1 protein-coding gene is annotated in these 266 nt (G+C 74.8%); it reads left to right on the top strand.

The window, feature by feature from the left end:
• The coding region (locus F6S12_RS33420) for a 2Fe-2S iron-sulfur cluster-binding protein (protein WP_315870073.1) at nt 1-182 on the top strand (182 nt) is incomplete at its 5' end.
• Between the last annotated feature and the right edge of the window lie 84 nt (nt 183-266).

Genomic DNA, 266 nt, shown 5'->3' with positions numbered 1-266 from the left:
TGGCCGCCGCCGTGGCCGGCAGCGCCGACCCGCGCACCCGCACCTCCTGCGGTGGCCAGCCGCGGACCGTGTTCTGCGGCATGGGCATCTGCCAGGAATGCCGGATGACCATCGATGGCCGCCGCCAGCTGGCCTGCCAGACCCTGTGCCGGAACGCCATGCAGGTGGAGCGCAGCCAATGACCGCCCGCCACCTGCAGTGTCAGATCCTCATCGTCGGCAGCGGCCCGGCGGGGCTGGCCGCCGCCCAGGCCGCCAGCCGCAGCG

The sequence above is a fragment of the Pseudomonas sp. JV245A genome, assembly GCF_032424515.1.
Classification (GTDB): domain Bacteria; phylum Pseudomonadota; class Gammaproteobacteria; order Pseudomonadales; family Pseudomonadaceae; genus Aquipseudomonas; species Aquipseudomonas protegens.
The sequence above is the reverse complement of the archived record's forward strand: the minus strand, read 5'-3'. Positions and strand labels throughout refer to the sequence as shown.